General features: G+C 42.6%; 15 protein-coding genes. 3 read left to right on the plus strand and 12 right to left on the minus strand.

Annotated elements, in window-relative coordinates:
- Window positions 1-181 precede the first annotated feature (181 nt).
- Window positions 182-1,621: an IS1182 family transposase gene (locus ACZ42E_RS09440; protein ID WP_464892080.1), complete on the plus strand. Its 1,440-nt coding sequence runs from the start codon at window positions 182-184 to the stop codon at window positions 1,619-1,621.
- A 139-nt stretch (window positions 1,622-1,760) separates the two neighbouring features.
- On the opposite strand, the gene ACZ42E_RS09445 is transcribed toward ACZ42E_RS09440, so the two are convergent.
- The 3 genes from ACZ42E_RS09445 to ACZ42E_RS09455 form a co-directional block, all read right to left on the minus strand.
- Window positions 1,761-2,972 carry a vWA domain-containing protein gene (locus ACZ42E_RS09445; protein WP_464892081.1) on the minus strand — a complete coding sequence of 404 codons (1,212 nt, stop codon included), beginning with the start codon at window positions 2,970-2,972 and terminating at the stop codon, window positions 1,761-1,763.
- A gap of 23 nt (window positions 2,973-2,995) precedes the next feature.
- Window positions 2,996-3,880: an AAA family ATPase gene (locus tag ACZ42E_RS09450; RefSeq protein ID WP_464892082.1), complete on the minus strand. Its 885-nt coding sequence runs from the start codon at window positions 3,878-3,880 to the stop codon at window positions 2,996-2,998.
- 124 nt (window positions 3,881-4,004) lie between these two features.
- Window positions 4,005-5,261 carry a BaiN/RdsA family NAD(P)/FAD-dependent oxidoreductase gene (locus tag ACZ42E_RS09455; RefSeq protein ID WP_464892083.1) on the minus strand — a complete coding sequence of 419 codons (1,257 nt, stop codon included), beginning with the start codon at window positions 5,259-5,261 and terminating at the stop codon, window positions 4,005-4,007.
- Between the two features lie 128 nt (window positions 5,262-5,389).
- On the opposite strand from ACZ42E_RS09455, the gene ACZ42E_RS09460 reads away from it, so the two are divergent.
- Entirely contained in the window at window positions 5,390-5,959 is a 570-nt protein-coding gene (locus tag ACZ42E_RS09460; RefSeq protein ID WP_464892084.1) for a hypothetical protein, read from the plus strand.
- Window positions 5,960-5,983: 24 nt separating this feature from the next.
- Here the strand turns inward: ACZ42E_RS09460 and ACZ42E_RS09465 are convergent, their stop codons facing one another.
- The 3 genes from ACZ42E_RS09465 to ACZ42E_RS09475 form a co-directional block, all read right to left on the minus strand.
- On the minus strand, window positions 5,984-7,501 hold the full coding sequence (locus ACZ42E_RS09465; protein WP_464892085.1) for a methyl-accepting chemotaxis protein: 1,518 nt from the start codon (window positions 7,499-7,501) through the stop codon (window positions 5,984-5,986).
- A gap of 188 nt (window positions 7,502-7,689) precedes the next feature.
- Window positions 7,690-8,655: a nucleotidyltransferase family protein gene (locus ACZ42E_RS09470; protein ID WP_464892086.1), complete on the minus strand. Its 966-nt coding sequence runs from the start codon at window positions 8,653-8,655 to the stop codon at window positions 7,690-7,692.
- Window positions 8,656-8,884: 229 nt separating this feature from the next.
- Window positions 8,885-9,196 (minus strand): hypothetical protein, encoded by a 312-nt coding sequence (locus tag ACZ42E_RS09475; RefSeq protein WP_464892087.1) that lies wholly within the window; start codon window positions 9,194-9,196, stop codon window positions 8,885-8,887.
- Between the two features lie 277 nt (window positions 9,197-9,473).
- Here ACZ42E_RS09475 and ACZ42E_RS09480 point away from each other — a divergent pair, with 277 nt between their 5' ends.
- Complete coding sequence (locus tag ACZ42E_RS09480; RefSeq protein ID WP_464892088.1) at window positions 9,474-10,580, plus strand: SLC13 family permease; 1,107 nt, start codon at window positions 9,474-9,476, stop codon at window positions 10,578-10,580.
- Window positions 10,581-10,607: 27 nt separating this feature from the next.
- Here the strand turns inward: ACZ42E_RS09480 and cimA are convergent, their stop codons facing one another.
- From cimA to ilvC, 6 genes are all read right to left on the minus strand, one after another.
- The gene (gene cimA / locus ACZ42E_RS09485) at window positions 10,608-12,191 is read right to left on the minus strand and encodes a citramalate synthase (RefSeq protein ID WP_464892089.1); all 1,584 of its coding nucleotides are present in this window, start codon (window positions 12,189-12,191) and stop codon (window positions 10,608-10,610) included.
- Between the two features lie 19 nt (window positions 12,192-12,210).
- Window positions 12,211-13,290 carry a 3-isopropylmalate dehydrogenase gene (gene leuB / locus ACZ42E_RS09490; RefSeq protein WP_464892090.1) on the minus strand — a complete coding sequence of 360 codons (1,080 nt, stop codon included), beginning with the start codon at window positions 13,288-13,290 and terminating at the stop codon, window positions 12,211-12,213.
- A 24-nt stretch (window positions 13,291-13,314) separates the two neighbouring features.
- Window positions 13,315-13,815: a 3-isopropylmalate dehydratase small subunit gene (gene leuD / locus ACZ42E_RS09495; protein WP_464892091.1), complete on the minus strand. Its 501-nt coding sequence runs from the start codon at window positions 13,813-13,815 to the stop codon at window positions 13,315-13,317.
- Between the two features lie 28 nt (window positions 13,816-13,843).
- On the minus strand, window positions 13,844-15,103 hold the full coding sequence (gene leuC / locus ACZ42E_RS09500; RefSeq protein ID WP_464892092.1) for a 3-isopropylmalate dehydratase large subunit: 1,260 nt from the start codon (window positions 15,101-15,103) through the stop codon (window positions 13,844-13,846).
- Window positions 15,104-15,135: 32 nt separating this feature from the next.
- The gene (locus ACZ42E_RS09505; protein ID WP_464893524.1) at window positions 15,136-16,662 is read right to left on the minus strand and encodes a 2-isopropylmalate synthase; all 1,527 of its coding nucleotides are present in this window, start codon (window positions 16,660-16,662) and stop codon (window positions 15,136-15,138) included.
- Window positions 16,663-16,734: 72 nt separating this feature from the next.
- Window positions 16,735-17,748 (minus strand): ketol-acid reductoisomerase, encoded by a 1,014-nt coding sequence (gene ilvC, locus ACZ42E_RS09510; RefSeq protein ID WP_464892093.1) that lies wholly within the window; start codon window positions 17,746-17,748, stop codon window positions 16,735-16,737.
- Window positions 17,749-17,755 lie beyond the last annotated feature (7 nt).

Here is a 17,755-nt window from a genome sequence, read left to right on the forward strand (position 1 = left end):
TATTTTGTTCTTGTAATAATTTTATATTGAAAATCAAATTTATGCAAATACTTTTTTTAAAAAATACGCGTGAAACAAGGGGACGGAAACAAGGGGACGGCAGACTGTGTGAAAAAACTTTCATCAGAAAGAGGGATTAATGCAAGAAAAGTCGAATACAGGGTGATAGAGAGGTGAGAAAATGGGATACATAGAAGGAGAAAATCGGGAACTTATCACCCTGTTTCCTGAAGCAATAGATGATTATATTACACCTGACAATCCAGTAAGAGTGATAGAAGCATTTGTAGAATCTTTAGATATGGAAGCGCTTGGTTTCAAAAGAGCGATACCCAACCAAAAAGGCAGACCATCATATGATCCCAGAGACTTATTAAAATTATACTTATACGGATACCTGAATAAAATCAGATCCTCCAGAAGACTAGAAGATGAAGCAAAAAGAAACCTTGAAGTAATTTGGCTATTACGCAAACTAAAGCCAGATTTCAAGACCATAGCTGATTTTAGGAAAGACAATCCGGAAGCAATAAAAGCCTTATTCAAGCAGTTCACACTATTATGTAAAGAGTGGGACTTGTTTGGGAAAGAGGTACTGGCTGTTGACGGTTCCAAATTTAGGGCCAGCAATTCCAAGCACAACAACTTTAACCAGAAGAAAATACAAAGGCATTTAAAATATATTGATGAAAAAATAGAAAACTATTTAAAAGAATTAGACAGTAGTGATCATGAAGAAGCTAATATCCATATTCCAAGCGCAGAAGAAATTCAGAAGCGAATAGAGGAGTTAAAAGCGAGGAAAGAAAAATATACGGCTTTGCAAGAGCAGATGAGAGAAACAGGAGCGACAGAGATATCAACTGTTGATCCAGATGCGCGTTTAATGGCAGTTAACAATAACGGTTTGGAAGTAAGTTATAATGTACAAATAGCAGTAGACCATAAACATAAGCTGGTAGTAGATAGTGAAGTAATAAATAATCCTTCAGATCAAGGGCAACTGAGCAACATGGCCAAAAAAGCCAAAGAAATACTTGAAGTGGAATCGATAAAAGTTTTAGCGGATAAAGGCTATTATTCTACCAGCGATTTAATTGAATGTGAAAAAAATCAGATAGAAGCATATGTAGCAAAGCAGAGATTTACTGGCAATATAGCTGACCCGGAATTTCAACCTGACAAATTTATATATGATAAAGAGAAAGACATCTACATCTGTCCAGCAGGGGAGACATTATATCCAAGCAAAATACGGCAAGAAAAAGGAGTAAAATACCAGGTATATAAAAATAGCCGTGCATGCAAACAATGCAGCTTAAGGGATAAATGTACCCAATCTAAAAATGGCAGGACTGTTAGTCGCAACTTAGCACAGTCATTGTTAGAAGTAGTAGATAAAAGGACCAAAGAAAACAATCAACTGTATATACAGAGGAAAATGATAGTAGAGCACCCATTCGGCACAATAAAGCGGATATGGGGATATGGTTATTTTCTGACAAGGGGATTAGTTTCTGTAAATGCAGAGAATAAACTGCATTTACTGGCCTATAACTTAAAAAGAGTAATAAATATCCTGGGAGTTAGGGAAATAATTGAGAGGCTGGCTCTGGTATAGCAGAAGCCAGCCTATTTTTTATATCTTTTTCAATAATAAAAATAATGCTTTTAAAATAAACAGCCAAGTTATTAAAAGAGCAGATTCTCACACAGTCTGCCGTCCCCTTGTTTCAATTCGTCCCCTTGTTTCAATTGTTTCAGGCCAGCTGTACAGCCTGGCGGGTGCGCAGTTTGGTTATAGCCCTCTCCAGGCCATCTACAGTTAATTCTTCCATAGGAAAAATCTCAGCTATCTTTTTTATGGTAAAGGCTCCATCTGTCCATTCCCAGTAATCGCGGGGAATTGGATTAAGCCAGACTGAATATTCAAACTTTCTTCGGATTCTTCTTAACCAGTCAATTCCCGGCTTATCATTATAAAGTTCCCAGTCAATTACTCCCCCTACCCGGGTAAGCTCATAAGGAGCCATACTGGCATCTCCAACAATTATAACCCTATATTCAGGATCATAAGTCCTTAACACATACTCGGTTTCTGTGTAATCACTCAAGCTGCAGTGCGGAGTATGAAACAGCCAGTCATATATGCAGTTGTGGAAATAGAAAATCTTTAGATCCTTAAAATGGTTTGCCTTATTAACCGCCGTAAAAAGCTGGTTGCAAAGACGGCTGTACATAGTCATGGAACCACCGGCATCCATCAGGAGCAGCACTTTTATGCTGTTTTCGCGCGGCCTTTCCCATACCAGTTCCAGTCTTCCCGCATTGCTGCAGGTCTTGTGTATGGTAGCATCCAGGTCCAGTTCCGTCTTCTGCCCTTCCAGACGGGAGGTAAACTGGCGCAGTTTGCGCAAAGCCACCTGAAACTGCCTTACCCCCAGGGTTTCATCGGTGCGGAATTCCTGGAATCTTCTCATGCCGGCTACCTTTACAGCTGAAAGATTGCGGGACTGCCCCCCTATCCTTATTCCTCCCGGATGGTATCCGGAATGTCCAAAAGGAGAAGTCCCTCCCGTTCCTATCCAGTAATTTCCTCCGTGATGTTCTTCTGTCTGTTCTTTTAACCTCTCTTCCAGCATTCTCTTTAATTCATCCAGGTCGAGCTGCCGGTGATTTCTTCTCATTTCCTCTGTAATTTCCAGCTCCGGCAGTTCTTTATCCAGCCATTCCCATATTTTTTCCGGTAACCCTTCGGGGGTCTCCACATCCTTAAAATAGTGGGCAAAAGCCAAATCAAAACGGTCATAATGAGCTTCTGTCTTTACCAGAACAGAGCGGCAAAGATAATAAAAACCGGTAAGGCTGGAACCAGCCAGCCCTTTTTCCAGAGCTTCCATCAAGGTATACCATTCACTCATGGAAACCGGAACCCCATAAGCTTTCAAAACATAGTAAAAATCAGTAAACATATGCTAATCCCCTCTTTTTAAGGTTAAACCCGGAAACGGTTTATAGACCCGCTTATATAAGTGGAAGTGTTTTTATTCTGGTTCTTGTTGTAAAGCTGGTTCAAAACGGTATCCAGATCTTCATTTTTCTTAAGCAAAACGCCCAGGAAGGGAAGTTCCTGTTTTATCCTGCTCGGCTTAATGCCTCCGATGACCAATGCCTGCAGCCAGTCGATAAGCTCGCTGGTACTAGGTTTCTTCTGAATATTGGGAAGGCTTCTTAGCATATAAAACGCTTCCATCGCCTGTTCCAGAAGCTTCCTGTCAATATCCGGATGGTGTACCCGAACTATCTTTTCCATCTCTTCCGGGGTCGGGAAGGCTATATAATGGAATATACATCTTCTCAAAAAGGCATCCGGCAGTTCTTTTTCCGCATTGCTGGTTATTATAACAATAGGACGGTGTTTGGCAACAATAGTCTCCTTGGTTTCCGGAATGTAGAAGCTCATCTGGTCCAATTCCCACAAAAGGTCATTGGGAAATTCCAGATCAGCCTTGTCGATTTCGTCTATCAGCAACACTACCTGTTCATCTGATGTAAAAGCCTCTCCCAGTTTACCCAGCTTTATATACTGCTTAATATTAGAAACGTCTCCTTCTCCAAACTGGCTGTCATAAAGCCTCTGGACTGTATCATACACATAAAGCCCTTCCTGTGCCTTGGTAGTAGACTTGATATTCCAGATAATAAGCCGCATATCGAGGGCATCAGCAATACTCTGAGCCAGCATGGTTTTGCCTGTCCCCGGCTCACCTTTAAGCAGCAGGGGTTTTCCCAGTGCTATGGCAATATTGACACTGTTCATAAGCTCTTCTGATACTATATAATTGTCCGAACCCCGGTATCTTTTTATCTTATCTCCCATTTTCCATTCCTCCAATATCTATTTGTTAACTATACGATTGTAAATCAAATATTAGCAAAAATCCCCCTTGACGTCAATGTGAGACATCAAGAAGGACAAACCCTTTTAAAACAGTCATATAACTTTACCCCTTTAAAATGGCCTCTGCTGCATATTTTCCCGCTACATAGCCGGTAGAAAAAGCTGCCTGCAGATTAAACCCTCCGGTATATCCATCTACATCAATCACTTCTCCAGCCAGATAAAGCCCCTTTACCAGTTTTGATTCCATGGTACGCGGATTGATCTCTTTTACATTTACTCCTCCCGCCGTAACTATCGCTTCGGCTACCGGCCGGGTGGCAGTTACCGTAAAAGGAAGATTTTTAAGAAGCCTAACCAGATTTTTTCTTTCCTCCCGGGTTATCTGGTGGCATGGTTTGGTCTCCTCTATCCCGCTCAAAACTACCACCACAGGAATAAGTTTTTTAGGCAGGAGGTCATCTAAAGCGTTTTTAAACTGCTTCCTTATATATTTGGTAAAATCCCGCTGCAGCCTCAGGTCCAGTTTTTCTTCATCCAGAGCCGGCTTAAGATCAATAAACAACTTGGCCTTTTTCCCTGTTTTCCAGATGTAGTCTCCTATATCCCGGCTCATGCTGAGTATAATAGGTCCGGAAAGTCCAAAATGGGTAAAAAGCATTTCCCCAAATTCTTCATTTATTTTTTTCCCTTCCTCGGTATAGGAAACTGCTTTTACATTTTTAAGGCTCAGGCCCTGTAAGTCCTGTACCCACTCTTCTTCTACCACCAGCGGTACCAATCCCGGCCGGGGCTCTATTATGGTATGGCCTGCCTTACGGGCAAAAAGGTAACCATCTCCCGTTGAGCCTGTCCCCGGATAGGACAAACCTCCGGTAGCAATTATTACAGCTGAAAATGGATATGCCCTCCCTTCGGCAATTATCCCTCTTACTCCTCCTTCTTCTATTTCTATATCTTCCACCTTTATGCCCAGATTAATTTTAACCCCTAACCTTTTCATTTCTCTTTGCAAAGCTTCTGCTACCTGGTCAGCATCATCAGAAACGGGAAATACCCTTTTGCCCCTTTCCACCTTGGTTTTTACCCCTAATCCTTCCAAAAAACTGATTAAATCTTTGTTGGAAAACTCATTTAATGCACTGTATAAAAACTTGCCATTTCCTGGATACGAGGAGATAAACCTTTCCCGGTCTTCCTCTGCAGAAGTTATATTACAGCGCCCTTTTCCGGTTATTCTGAGCTTTAAGCCTACCCGGCTTTTCTTTTCCCATAAAACTACCCGCGCTCCTTTTCTGGCTGCCGTGATGGCCGCCATCATCCCCGCCGGTCCTCCACCGATAATTCCTAGCTCAGCCAAAAAGCACCCTCCTTCACCATAATTCATCTTCCCTTCACCTGTTCTTTACCCTGGTTTAGTTGTAAATCCCTGTTTTATCTGCTAAAATTCTATCTATATTATTCTATCCTGATTTGGAGGTATTACAATTGGAATCAAATAATAATAATAAGGTACCCCGCTACATCTATTTCGTTATTATAGCTATTCTAGCCTTAATGTACTACTATGCCGCCTTTATAGACACTGCGCCCGCTGAAAATGTAGTGGAAGATTTTTATGATGCCTATTTCACCCGTGATTATGCAAGGGTAGCGCAAAACTTGAGCGTATTCTGGGCTTTTAAGCTTCTTCCCCAGTACAGCAGTTATAGCCCAGATGAGCTCTTGAAAAACAGGGAACAGATTATAAAAGATATAGAGCAGGTAATAGCCCATATTGAAAGCCAAAATAAATTCCCTTCTGACCTTTCTGTAAATATAGAAAAAAAATATTCAAAAAAAGGCAAAAACAGCGCTATTGTGGCTTACAGTTTTATACAAAGCGGCAAAAAACAACACATGGAAATGGCTCTCCTGATTTATGAAAAAGGAGCTTTCCGCATTATAAGCTTTTCACCTGCCAGTCCGGAAGAGCTGGAAAATATAACTAAAGACGATATTAAAAATCTTGACCAGCAGTTTTATAAACTCCTAAATAATAAACCGGCCCGCTTATAAAAAGGCCGGTTTATTATTTACTTTTTACTTTAGTTCTTCCGCCATTCTATGCAGCTCATCAGATGCTTTTTCCAGTTCAGCAATCATGCCTACTATCTTTTCTACCGCTTCTGTCTGGTGGCTTATAAGGGCATTTATTTCCTCATTGCCGGCTGCTGCTTCCTGGGTAGCTGCCGATATACTTTCCACCTGATTTACCGCTTCATGGCTGGAAGCCAAAACTTCCTGCAGTACGGCTGATATTTCCTGAATAGCACTGTCAATACGCTGAGCCCCTTTTTCTATTTTGGCAAAAAGCTCCTGGCTTTCCGCCACTGCCTCATTCTGCTTTTCGGCTACCTCATTGGATCTGGCTATCTCCCTTACCGCTGCTTCCATATCAGATTGAATTTCATTTATCAGGGAAGCAATTTCCTGCGTTGCCGATCTCGATTCTTCTGCCAGTTTTCTCACTTCATCCGCCACTACCGCAAAACCTCTTCCCGCTTCTCCAGCTCTAGCTGCTTCAATCGCTGCATTTAAGGCTAAAAGGTTAGTCTGATCAGCAATACCGCTTATCAGATCAACTATATTAACAATCTCCGATGATTTCTGGCTGAGCATAGCAACTACCTGGTTAACCGAGGTTTGAACCATATTAGCCTCATTTACATAACCTTGCTGCTGTTCCAGTGCCTTGAGCCCTTCTTCCACAATATTCCTGAATTCCTGGGACTGTTCAGTTACCATGCTTATATTGCTTCCTACCCCGCTAAGCGCATTTACCATGCTCCTTACCAGTTCCGCTGTTTTAGTGGCATGGCTCGCTTCTTCGGAAGAAGCCTGGGCTATCTGCTCGGCACTGGCATCAATCTGTCTGGCCATTTCTCCCGTTTCCTGAGCCAGGCTGAAAAGGTTTCTGGAAGATCCTTTAAGCAAATCTGCCTTGGCTGCTACTTCGCCAGCAGCTTTCTTAAGGTTTTCCATCAGCTTATTTGCCTTGGCCTCATTTTCAATGGATATAAGCAAAAGGCCTTTGGCTACATTGGCAGTTATTGCTGCTGCTATGGCAAACCAGAGAAAACAAAAATACCTCACCCCCAGAGTTGCCCCTACATTACCTTCTGGTATAACCTGAGGAAAGAGTATTATCCATACTGTATGCAAAAGCGCTACCAAAATGCTGGCAAATATAACTAAAGGAACATCAAAATACAAAATACTAAGCCCTATTACCAAGTACAGATTAGCAAACAACTCCTTTGAGCCATGCATCACACAATTAAATAAAAACATAATGATGCCAACCATTAGAACTGTAAGATACTTGCTTATCCAATATTCGCTGTATCTTTGGACCAAAAAATAAGTCAAAGCTATAACTGCTGCAGAAATAAGGGCTTCCTTAATGATTTTGTCTAAAGTAAGCGACTCTGAGCCGGTACCGCTGAAATAAATCCCTAATGTAGCCATATTCGCCAGAACCACAATTATCAATGTCGCTATAAAAAGACGTCGATGGCTTTTTAGCATATTTTCCCTAAGCAAGACATTATCCACCATACCTTCCCCCCAAGCCAACCTTTTAAAAATTGGTTAATTTTTAATTATTCTATTTTAAAAATTATTTTTCCTTCCTTTTTGACAGAATGTTTAAATATAAGGGTATTTGGCAGTAATTCCTGCATAAAAATGCAAAGAACAGTCAGAATCTGTCTTCCAACTGTTCTTTGTTAAAAAATTACGAATTTTTATTTTGCATCCACCAAATCCAGACAGTTAACCAGACATCCCCGCCCCAGTATACAATCCTTTAGCACCGTATTTTTATCTACCCGGTTGCCTTCCCATACTACCGCATTGTGCAAAACAGTTCCCGCTCCTATGCTGCATCCTTTTCCCACCACATTATAGCCGATAATCCTTGCTTCCTCATCTACCACGGCATCTTCCCCTACAAGCAGACAGTAATTTTCCCCTTTAACCAGGCTGCCCTCCATTTTGCTCTTTACCTTTCCCAGCAGTACATCTACATTGGCCTGATGGTAGGTATGGATATTGCCCACATCGCACCAGTAAGCATCAGTTAAGGCAGCATAAAAAGGCGCCCCGATTTTAACTAGATGGGGGAAAACCTGCTTGCCAAAATCATAAAATTCATCAGGGGGTATGTAGTCAAATATTTCCGGTTCAAATATATAGATTCCGGTATTGGCATAATTGCTCAAGGCTTCTTCCCGCTTCGGCTTTTCCTGAAAACTTCTTATCCTTCCCTCTTCATCAGCTATAACTATCCCAAACCTTTCTACATCGTCCACCTTTTTGATAGCAATGGTAGCCAAAGCCCCTTTTTTCCTGTGTTCCTCCAAAAGGGCAGTCAAATCAATATCCGTAAGGGCATCTCCGCTCATGACCACAAAAGTCTGGTCTAAAAACCAGGCACACTTTTTTACCCCTCCCGCAGTCCCCATTAATTCTTCTTCCCGGGAATACTGAAGAGACACTTTAAAACGGCTGCCATCTCCAAAATAATCTTCAATTACATCAGCATGATAATGCAGATTGGCAATAATATCATTAAACCCGTGCTCCCGCAAAAGCTCGACTATCCCGGCCATTAAAGGGCGATTTGCCACCGGTATCATAGGTTTGGGTATTTCCGAGGTAAGCGGCATAAGCCGGGAGCCTACACCTGCTGCCATGATCATTGCTTTCATTTTTGTAACCCTCCCCGCACAAAACCATTTTAATTTACTATACCATTAAGACCTTTTTTGGTCAGCACCCTATCAATATGTAAAAATATTCTAAAAACAAAAAAAGCAGGTATTCCTGCTCTTTTACTGCCCTGATATTTCCAGGCTGCAAAATCTGCCCCATCGTGCTCAATACGCAGGTTACCTGCTATTAAAGAAACAGGCAAAGATAAGTTAATTGTCAGCTTTTTCAGGCATACTGCAAAAGGAGATAGTCCAGATGGGTTTTAATCTCTTCCAAAATCAGATTTAAATCAGACGCCTTATTTTCCTCTTTTATTCTTAATTCTGCAATTTCCCGGCTTAAATCTTTTATCTCATTTATAATCTTTATTATCCGTTCATAATCTTCCTGCATTATGTAAAAAGCCAGCACGCTCATTTCCTCATATAATTCTTTCATATCCCTTTTTTCCTCATAAACACTGTCCAGATAGTTCAACTGGGCCAGGAGTGCCCGGTAACAGTTGGCTATCCTTGCTTTCTCCTCCTTCTTTAGCATATATATCCCTCCCCTCTTGAAAAGCCTGCTGGTGAGGTGTAATCTACATTTTATGTATATATCTGTAAATTTATGATAAAATATCCCGCCCATTAAGTCTAACTTAATAATTTTATCCCCTTATATAAAAAACTGTTATGACATTATCTTTTTCTTTTGCCTGTAAATTCCCCTTTATCAACCCTTTCTTATCTGTTAATATTGGTACTTGGGTGGATATATCCGTTATAAATTAACCAATGCGGCAAAATCTTCATTATCAGAGGGGGAAAAAAGATTGCCAGGAAAAATAATAAACAGGATAAAAGAAGACACCTTATTGCTTGTTGCCTTTATTCTGGCAGCAGCAACCTCTTTTATCAAGCCGCCCAGTATAAGCTATATAGATTTCAAAGTCCTGATAGCCCTTTTTAACCTGATGCTGGTAGTTGAAGCATTTAAAAAGCTGAAGCTTTTGGAGGCCATCTCCATAAAGATACTTAAAAAATTCAAGGAAGAAAGAAAAGTAGCCTCTGTTATCATAATAATAACTTTTTTATTCTCCATGCTGGTTACCAACGATGTAGCACTTATAACCTTTGTTCCCTTAACCCTTATCATAGCCAAAAAAGCAGATATAAACCCGACCCTGATCATAATTTTACAAACCCTGGCCGCTAATATAGGCAGCAGTTTAACCCCCATGGGCAACCCGCAAAATCTGTATTTATACTATAAATACAGCATCCCCCTCAAGGAATTTATACACATAATGCTGCCTTTTGCCGGAGCCGGCCTTATATTTTTAATGGCCATGCTTAATTTACTGGTTCCGAATAAAACTATCTTATTTAATATAGAAGAAATAAAGATCGAAAATAAGGAAAAAACCATAGCCTTTATTCTGCTTTTTTTACTTGCTGTCTTATCTATACTGAAACTGATAAGCTATTATCTGGCTTTAGGGACAATAGTCGCCGCTACCCTGTTTCTGGACAGAAAACTGTTCAAAAAGGTAGACTACAACCTTTTGCTGACTTTTATTTTTTTCTTTATTTTCATCGGCAACCTTACCCATTTTACAGGTATCAGGGATATATTCTCCCATATGCTGGGTTTTAACAAATCCACCTTTATATCATCTATAGCCTTGAGCCAGTTTTTGAGCAATGTCCCCTGCTCCATCCTTTTATCAGGATTTACCCATAATTACCAGGAACTGCTCCTGGGAGTCAATATAGGGGGTATGGGGACTATCATTGCCTCCCTGGCCAGTGTAATCTCATACAAGTTTTATGTAAATGAATACCGGGAACATAAGCGCAAATATTTGCGAGAATTTTCCATATACAACTTTGCTTCGCTAGTTATCTTTACTATCCCCTTCTGGTTTCTTTTAAACTAAAAAAGGTAGCCTTTTAGGCTACCTTTTTTATTGCATTCTTCTTTTCATGAGCAGATAATTTATACTGTCTACCAAAGCCTGCCAGGAAGCTTCAATAATATTTTCGGAGACCCCCACCGTGCTCCATTTGGAAGTCTGGTCAGAAGATTCGATAAGTACCCTTACTTTGGCAGCCGTACCTTCATTTCCGTTCAGCACACGCACCTTGTAGTCGGTAAGATGCATTTCGCTTATTTCAGGATAAACCTCGGTTAACGCCTTGCGCAAACAGTTGTCCAGCGCATTTACCGGACCATCTCCTTCTGCTGCCGTATGGAACACCTTGTCCCCTACTGTCACTTTTATCATGGCTTCCGAAGTTATCTTTTCCTCTTCACTTTTTTCCAGTATAATCTTCAGGTTATTCAGCTTAAAGAAATCTTCACACTGTCCAAACCCTTTACGCAGGAGCAGTTCCAGGGAAGCATCAGCACCTTCAAACTGGAAACCCTGGTTTTCCAGCTCCTTTATCATCTTTATTACTTCCCGGGTTCTGGAGTCATAATTATTTATGTCCATATTAAACTCCCGTGCTTTGTAAAGGAGGTTAGAAAGCCCGGAAAGCTCAGAAACCAGTACCCGCCGATGATTTCCTACATCTTCTGGGTTAATGTGTTCATAAGTAAGTGAATCTTTAAGCAGTGCGCTTACATGTACCCCGCCTTTATGGGCAAAAGCGCCATAACCAACAAAAGGCTGGTTGTTGTGATGCGGCATATTGGCAATCTCGCTTATATAATGGGCAGCCTCTGTAAGATGCCTCAGCTTCCCTTCCGGCAGGCATTTTAGCCCCATCTTCAATTCCAGATTGGGAATTACCGCACACAAGTCAGCATTGCCGCATCTTTCCCCAAAACCATTCATGGTTCCCTGCACCTGAGTGCAGCCAGCCCTTACAGCTACCAGGGAATTGGTAACCGCGCAGGCTGAATCATTGTGGGCATGAATGCCTAAAGGAGCATTTATATGTTTTCTGACCTCAAGTATTATCTTCTCCACTTCCCAGGGCATAGTGCCCCCGTTAGTATCGCATAAAACAATCCAGTCTGCCCCTGCCTCTTCCGCTGTTTTCAAAACCTGAAGTGCATAATCAGGGTTATTTATATATCCATCAAAAAAGTGTTCTCCATCAAATATTACTTCTAGCCCCTTATCCTTGAGATATGATACGGTATCCCTGACCATACGGAGATTTTCTTCCAGGGTAGTCTCCAGGGCTCGCAAAACATGAAAATCCCATGATTTTCCGAAAATAGCCGCCGTTTTGGCTCCTGACTCCAAAAGGGTTTTTATGTTGTTATCCTGCTTTATCGGTATCCCTGCCCTGCGCGTAGAGCTAAAAGCAGCGATTTTAGAATTTTTAAACTCAATGTTTTTTACCTGTCTGAAAAATTCCAGGTCTTTGGGGTTGCTGCCCGGCCATCCCCCTTCTATATAAGCGACTCCCAGTTCATCAAGCTTTTTGGCAATTTTAAGCTTGTCATCCAGGGAAAAGGATATGCCTTCCCCCTGGGAACCGTCCCGCAAAGTGGTATCATAAATTACAACATCAAGCTTTTTATTCCCAACCATTTTTCCTCCTTTATCATTTTTATTTGGCTTGTCTTATTTTTTCTGCCACTTTATCTCCCATCTCTTCGGTATTAACCAGGATTTTGCCCGGCTCCATAAGGTCCGGTGTGCGGTAGCCTTCCATAAGTACCTGCCTTACCGCATTTTCAATCGTCCTTGCTTCTTCCTCCAGGTTAAAAGAATACCTCAGCATCATGGCCGCTGATAAAATGGTAGCCAGCGGATTGGCTTTCTTTTGCCCGGCAATATCAGGAGCACTGCCGTGAGCCGGTTCATAAAGCCCTACTTCCCCGCCAATGGAGGCACTGGGAAGCATGCCTATAGAACCGGTAAGCATGGAAGCTTCGTCAGTAAGTATGTCGCCAAACATATTTTCAGTAACTATAACATCAAACTGTTTGGGATTGCGTATAAGCTGCATAGCACAGTTGTCAACATACATGTGAACAGTTTCCACATCTGGATATTCCCTTGCGAGGTCAGTAACTACTTCCCTCCAGAGCCTAGAGCTTTCCAGAACATTTGCTTTGTCTACCGAGCAGAGCTTTCTTCTCCGCTTGCGGGCCGCTTCATAGGCAAAACGGACTACCCTTTCAATTTCATAGGTAGAGTAGCTCAAAACATCAGTGGCTTTCTGGCCTCCATCAGCTGTCTTTTCCCTGCTTTTTTCCCCAAAATAAAGGCCGCCGGTAAGTTCTCTCACAACCAGAATATCTACCCCTTCGATAACTTCTTCCTTTAAGGTAGAGGCATGAATAAGTCCAGGGAAAAGCATGCAGGGCCTTAAGTTGGCAAAAAGGCCCAATTCTTTGCGCAAAGGTAATAAAGCACCTACTTCCGGCCTTAAATGTACCGGCAAATCGTCCCACTTGGGCCCTCCGATAGCTCCCAGCAAAACCGCATCTGAGTTCTGGCACAGCTCAAGGGTTTCATCAGGCAGAGGATGCCCTACGGCATCGTAAGCGGCTCCTCCCACCAGAGCTTCAGTAAAAACGAATTTATGCCCAAACTTTTCTGAAATAGCTTCCAGAGCCTTAATTGCTTCTGGTACAATTTCTACCCCAATTCCATCCCCTGGCAAAACTGCAATCTTATACATCTTACGCACCCTTTCTCCTTAATTTTAAGCATTTTGCTGTATTTTAGCTTTTACATAGTTTATTAAACCGCCTTTATCCATTATCTGCTGCATAAAAGCAGGGAAAGGACTGGCCTGAAATTCTTCCCCGGTACGCAGGTTTTTTATCCTGCCGGTTGTAAAATCAACTTCAATCTCATCACCTTCATTTATAGCATCTACCGCTTCCGGGCATTCAAGAATGGGAAGCCCGATATTTATGCTGTTGCGGTAGAAAATACGGGCAAAAGACTTGGCAATAACACAGGAAACCCCGGCTGCCTTTATGGCTATCGGTGCATGTTCACGGGAGCTCCCGCAGCCAAAATTTTTATCTGCCACAATTATATCGCCCGGTTTCACCTTTTTAGGAAATTCGGGATCCGCATCCTCCATACAATGTTTGGCAAGTTCAGCTGGATCAAAAGTATTAAGATAACGAGCAGGTATAATGGCATCTGTATCTATATCAGCACCAAATTTGTAAACCTTGCCGGTAAATTTCATATTTTCGACTCCTCCTTAGTTCTCGAATCTAAACTTCCCAGGGAGGCGTAATCCTGCCTTTGATAGCGCTGGCAGCTGCCACCGCCGGGCTCGCAAGATACACTTCGCTTTCCGGATGCCCCATACGTCCCACAAAATTGCGGTTAGTAGTAGCCAGTGCCTTTTCTCCTTTAGCCAGAATACCCATATGTCCGCCCAGACACGGCCCACAGGTAGGAGTGCTTACCGCCGCACCAGCTTCAATGAAAATCTGGATATACCCGCGTTTCATAGCTTCCAGATAAATTTCCTGGGTACCAGGAATAATTATAACCCTTACATTGGGATTCACTTTTTTGCCTGCCATAATCCTGGCTGCAATCTCCAGGTCCTCAATTCTGCCGTTGGTACAGGAGCCTATAACCACCTGATCTATTGTTACATGGGTAGCTTCACTGACCGGCCTTACATTTTCCGGAAGATGCGGGAAAGCTACCAGAGGCTCCATTTTGGAAACATCATATTCCCTGATTTCAAAATACCTGGCATCTTTATCAGATTTATACACTGCAAAATCCCTTTTGGCTCTCCCCTTCACATAAGCCAGGGTTATTTCATCAGGCTCAATAATGCCGTTTTTGCCGCCTGCTTCAATAGCCATATTAGCCATCGTAAAACGGTTGTCCATGGAAAGGTTTTTTATTACTTCTCCGGTAAATTCCATCGCCATATAGCGGGCTCCATCCACCCCAATGTCACCAATGGTATGCAGGATAAGATCCTTGCCGCTTACCCATTCCGGAAGCTTTCCATAATAGACAAACTTTATGGTTTCCGGCACCTTGAACCAGGCTTCCCCCGTAGCCATAGCTGCTGCCATGTCCGTTGACCCTACCCCGGTGGCAAAAGCTCCTAAAGCTCCATAAGTACAGGTATGAGAATCAGCGCCTATAACCAGATCACCAGGCAGAACCAGGCCCTGTTCCGGCAGCAGGCAGTGTTCTATGCCCATTTTGCCTATTTCAAAATAATTGGTTATTTCATGCTTGCGGGCAAATTCACGCACTATTTTGCACTGCTCTGCTGATTTTATATCTTTATTGGGGGTAAAATGGTCAGGTACCAGCATAATCCTATCCTTATCAAAAACCTTGTCTACCCCTAATTTATTAAATTCCGCAATGGCCACCGGTGATGTAACATCATTGCCCAGCACCACATCTACCTTGCAGTTTATAAGTTCCCCAGGCTCTACATAATCTTTGCCTGCATGTTTGGCCAGTATTTTCTGGGTTATGGTCATCCCCATCTTATTCTACTCCTCCTTTGTCCCTTTTATCTTTATTCGCGCAGCTGCTTTTCATAATAATACTTGTTTATTGCATTTATATAAGCCTTGACACTGGCTTCAATAATATCAGTGCTTAATCCCCGTCCGGTATAAAGCTTGCCGTCAATTTCAATCTTGGCAATAACTTCACCCAGAGCATCTTTGCCGCCGCTTATAGAGTTAAGCTTATAATCGACCATCTTGCCGTAAATATCGGTTATTTTATCTACCGCATGACAGGCCGCATCAACTGGCCCATCTCCCGTAGAAGCAGCTTCCAGTATATTCCCTTCTATATTCAGCTTTACCGTAGCGGTAGGCACTATGCTGGTTCCGCTGGAAATATGAAGATATTCCAGGCTAAATCTTTCAGGAATAGCCCTCACCTGCTCATTTACCAAAGCTTCCAGGTCATCATCGTTTATTTCTTTCTTCCTGTCAGCTATATCTTTAAATTTGATAAAGGCCTTTTCCAGTTCTTCTTCCGTAAGATTATAACCCAGTTCTTTCAAACGCTCCCTGAAAGCATGTCTTCCGGAATGTTTGCCCAAAACCAGGTTACTGCTCTTTACCCCTACCAGCTCAGGGCTCATGATTTCATAAGTTGAACGTTCCTTCAATACTCCATCCTGGTGAATGCCGGATTCATGGCTAAAAGCATTCTGTCCCACAATCGCCTTATTGGGCTGTACCGGCATTCCGGTCAAGGTACTTACCAAACGGCTGGTGCGGTAGATTTCCCGGTAATTTATACGGGTTTCCTTCTGATAAAAACTTTTTCTGGTATAGAGGTTCATGACAATTTCTTCTAAAGCGGCATTGCCAGCCCTTTCTCCTATCCCATTTATCGTACACTCTACCTGCCGTGCCCCATTCATTATCCCGGCCATAGAGTTGGCTACTGCCAATCCCAGGTCATTATGGCAGTGTACGCTTATAATCGCTTTGTGGATATTGGGAACTCTTTCACAAATTGACTTTATAAAAAGGCCAAATTCATCGGGAACCGCATATCCTACGGTATCCGGCAGATTAACTACGGTAGCCCCGGCTTCAATGACCTTCTCTACCACCAGAGCCAGATAATCAAGATCGCTCCTTGAAGCATCCTCTGCCGAAAATTCCACATCACTGCAGTACTTCCTGGCATAACGGACAGCCTCTACCGCCTGTTCAAGCACCTGTTCCCGGGTTTTGTTCAGTTTGTACTTGAGATGAATGTCAGAAGTAGCAATAAAAGTATGAATACGGGGGGATTCGGCTCCTTTTACCGCTTCCCAGGCCCGGTCAATATCTTTATAATTAGCCCGGCACAAACCGGCAATAACTGGCCCTTTTACATTATCCGCAATCTTTTTGACTGCTGCAAAATCTCCGGGAGAAGCGATAGGGAATCCGGCTTCTATGACATCAACCCCCAGGCGAGCCAGCTGACGTGCAATCTCCAGCTTTTCATCCGCATTAAGGCTCACCCCGGGAGATTGTTCTCCATCCCGCAGAGTAGTATCAAAAATATAAATACGGCTGCTCTCTGCCATCATACCCCTCCTTGCCAAGGTTTTAATTTTTAAAAAACGGGGGTGAAAAATCACCCCACCCCTTTATAATCCCTACTTGTTTTTCTTGAGCCAGGGCATCATGGCTCTAAGTTCTCTGCCCACCTTTTCAATCAGATGCTCGGCATTCTTCTTCTTCAAGGCATTGAAACGCGGCCTTCCTACCTGATTTTCAAGGAGCCATTCTGTCGCGAATTTTCCTTCCTGGATATCCTTCAAGGCTTTTTGCATAGCTTTTCTTGATTCCTCTCCTATTACCTGAGGCCCTATGATATAATCGCCCCACTCAGCGGTATCACTTATAGAGTAGCGCATATAGCTCATGCCGCCTTCATACATAAGGTCAACTATAAGTTTAAGCTCATGCAAACATTCAAAATAGGCTATTTCCGGCTGATAACCAGCAGCTACCAGGGTTTCAAACCCGGCTTTGACCAGTTCTGTAACTCCTCCACAAAGTACACACTGTTCACCAAAAAGGTCAGTTTCGGTTTCTTCCTTGAAAGTAGTCTCAATTACTCCTGCCCTGGTACAGCCTATACCGCATGCATAAGCCAGAGCAATTTCCTTGGCTTTTCCGGTATAATCCTGTTCAACAGCTACCAAACCTGGAACCCCGGCTCCTTCTACATACATTCTGCGTACCAGATGTCCAGGGCTCTTGGGAGCCACCATAAAAACATCCACATAGGGGGGAGGAACTATTTGTCCATAGTGGATGTTAAAGCCGTGGGAAAACCCTAAAGCATCGCCTTCCTTAAGATAAGGCTTAATTTCTTTTTCGTAGACAGCGGCCTGAATCTGATCAGGAACCAGAATCTGGATAATATCCCCCTTCTGGGCAGCTTCTGCCACTGTCATAGGGGTAATGCCGGCTGCTATTACCGCGTCCCATTCGGCCTGGGTAGCTTCATCATAAGGTTTTCTCAAACCTACCACTACATCCAATCCGCTATCTTTAAGATTCTGAGCCTGGGCATGCCCCTGGGATCCAAAACCTATTACAGCAATAGTTTTTCCTTTAAGCAAATCTAAATTAGCGTCTGCATCATAATACATTCTGGCCATTTTAAAC

The organism is Thermosyntropha tengcongensis (assembly GCF_055381335.1).